3 protein-coding genes are annotated in these 2,665 nt (G+C 70.6%); all 3 read left to right on the top strand.

Annotated features, from left to right (window positions below; translation table 11 throughout):
* Window positions 1–121 precede the first annotated feature (121 nt).
* Complete coding sequence (locus tag ACFWFI_RS42315) at window positions 122–790, top strand: TetR family transcriptional regulator (RefSeq protein WP_387401226.1); 669 nt, start codon at window positions 122–124, stop codon at window positions 788–790.
* Window positions 787–1,563 (top strand): SDR family NAD(P)-dependent oxidoreductase, encoded by a 777-nt coding sequence (locus ACFWFI_RS42310; RefSeq protein ID WP_387401224.1) that lies wholly within the window; start codon window positions 787–789, stop codon window positions 1,561–1,563. The genes ACFWFI_RS42315 and ACFWFI_RS42310 overlap by 4 nt, the downstream gene beginning before the upstream one ends.
* Window positions 1,564–1,627: 64 nt before the next feature.
* A partial coding sequence (locus ACFWFI_RS42305; RefSeq protein WP_387401222.1) for an NAD(P)-dependent alcohol dehydrogenase occupies window positions 1,628–2,665 on the top strand: 1,038 nt, incomplete at its 3' end.

Below are 2,665 nucleotides of genomic sequence, written 5' to 3'. Positions count from 1 at the left end.
GGGCCGGGGTGACCGTGTGGTCGCCCCGGCCCTTTGCGTCGCGCCCCGGATGCCGCAGTCCTTCGGATGTCCCGATGGGACAGAAGTCCCACTGGGACATTTTAAGGTGTATGGTGCAACTATGCATGAGACAGGGAACGCCCCGGAACGGCGCAGCCGCAAGGCGCGCAGGACCCGGGACGCGCTGGCGCGGAGCGCGTTCGATCTCGTACTCGACCGCGGTCTGCGGAGCGTGACGGTCGAGGAGATCGCGCAAGCGGCCGACGTCGACCGGCGCACCTTCAGCCGGTACTTCCCGAACAAGGAGGCCGCCGTCCTCGACGCAGTGCGGGGCGACGGCGACAGAATCAACCGAGCGCTCCGCGAGCGCCCTCAGGCCGAGCCACCGCTCACCGCCTACCGCCGTGCCGTCCTCGACTGGCTCGACGACACGGAGGCGGAGCCCTGGCACCTGCGGCCACGCATCTTCGACCTGCTGCTCATGGCCGAGGAGGAACCCACTCTGTACGCGGCGTACCACCACATCCGTGTGGACGCCCAGGAGGAGTCGGTGGCGATTCTCGCGGAACGGCTCGGTGTCGACCCACGGCAGGACCTCCGTCCCGCCGTGGCCGTCGCCGCGGGAGCCGGAGCGCTCCTCGCGGCCCAGGCGGCGTGGGTACGGGGCGGCCGGCCGGCCGCCCTGCCCGAGTTCGTCGTACATGCCTTCGACGCCCTCTCCACGAACCTGCTGGAATCCCAGCAGGACGGGCCGGCGCCCCACAGCACCACTCAAGGAAGCACATCATGAGCACCAACCTCCCCACCGCCTACGAGGCGGAGTTCGCCGGCAAGGTCGCCCTCGTCACCGGCGGCGCGTCCGGCATCGGCCTCGCCCTCTCCCGGCGGCTCGCCGCGAGCGGCGCGACCGTCGTCGTCGCCGACTACAACGAGGAGAGCGCCCGCAAGGCCGTCGCTGAGCTGGAGGCCACCGGCGCCCGCGCCGCCGCCGTCGCCCTCGACGTCACCGACCCCGCCTCCGTCGAGGCGGGCGTGGGGTTCGCCGTCGACACGTTCGGCGCCCTGCACCTCGCCGTGAACAACGCCGGCATCGGCGGCCCCGCGCAGAGCACCGGCGCGTACGGGATCGAGGACTGGAACAGGGTCGTCGCCACCAACCTCAGCGGCGTCTTCTACTCGATGCGCTACGAGCTCCCGGCCATCCTGGCCGCGGGCGGCGGCGCCATCGTCAACATCTCCTCGATCCTCGGCACCAACGGTTTCGCGAACTCTCCGGCGTACGTCGCCGCCAAGCACGGCGTCGTCGGCCTCACCAAGACCGCCGCACTCGAATACGCGGCACAGAACGTGCGCATCAACGCGGTGGGCCCGGGCTTCATCGACACCCCCCTGCTCCGCAACACCGACGGACCGGCCCGCGACCACCTGATCTCCCTGCACCCGGCAGGCCGCCTCGGCACGTCGGAGGAGGTCGCCGAGCTCACCGCCTTCCTGCTCTCCGACCGCGCCTCCTTCATCCACGGCAGCTACCACCTGGTCGACGGCGGCTACTCCGCCTCCTGATCCGCCGAGTGGCGCACCGCCACCACGGGGGTCACAAAGGAAGTACGGAGAACGAAGGAGAGTCATGAAAGCCGTCCAGTACCGCACCATCGGCGCCCCGCCCGAGGTCGTCGAGATCCCCGAGCCCGTGGCCGGGCCCGGTCAGATCCTGCTGAAGGTCACTGCCGCCGGTGTCTGTCACTCGGACATCGCCGTCATGAGCTGGCCCGCAGAGGGGTTCCCCTACGAACTGCCGCTCACGCTCGGCCACGAGGGTGTCGGTACGGTCGCCGCGCTCGGCGAGGGCACGGTGGGCGTATCCGTCGGGGACTCGGTCGCCGTCTACGGCCCCTGGGGCTGCGGCACCTGCGTGAACTGTGCGGAGGGCCGTGAGAACTACTGCCTGCGCGCCGCCGACCTCGGCATCAACCCGCCCGGACTGGGCAACCCGGGGGCCATGGCCGAGTACATGATCGTCGACGACGCCCGTCACCTCACGCCGATCGGCGATCTGGACCCGGTCAAGACGGTCTCGCTGACCGACGCGGGCCTCACCCCGTACCACGCGATCAAGCGCTCGCTGCCGAAGCTGCTGCCCGGCGCCACCGCAGTGGTCATCGGCACAGGCGGCCTCGGGCACGTCGCCATCCAGCTCCTGCGCGCCATGACCGCGGTACGGATCATCGCACTCGACGTCACCGAGGAGAAGCTGGCACTCGCCCGGGCCGTCGGCGCCCACGAGGCCGTGCTGTCCGACGAGAACGCCGCCGCCAAGGTCCGTGAACTCACAGGTGGCATCGGTGCCAAGGTCGTCTTCGACTTCGTCGGCGCCGAACCGACCGTGAAGACGGCCGGCGCGATGGCCTCCGTCGACAGCGACGTCACCATCGTCGGCATCGGCGGCGGACTGCTGCCCGTCGGATTCGGTGTCCTGCCGTTCTCCACGTCGGTCACCGCGCCCTACTGGGGCTCGCGCAAGGAGCTCGCCGAGGTCATCGAGCTCGCCCACGCAGGCTCCGTCGACGTCCACGTCGAGACGTACTCCATCGACGAGGCCCCGCTCGCATACGAGCGGCTGCACGCGGGCAAGATCAACGGCCGCGCGGTCATCCTGCCCAACGGC

The organism is Streptomyces sp. NPDC060209, from assembly GCF_042728155.1.
Taxonomy (GTDB): Bacteria; Actinomycetota; Actinomycetes; order Streptomycetales; family Streptomycetaceae; genus Streptomyces.
The sequence above is the reverse complement of the archived record's forward strand: the minus strand, read 5'-3'. Positions and strand labels throughout refer to the sequence as shown.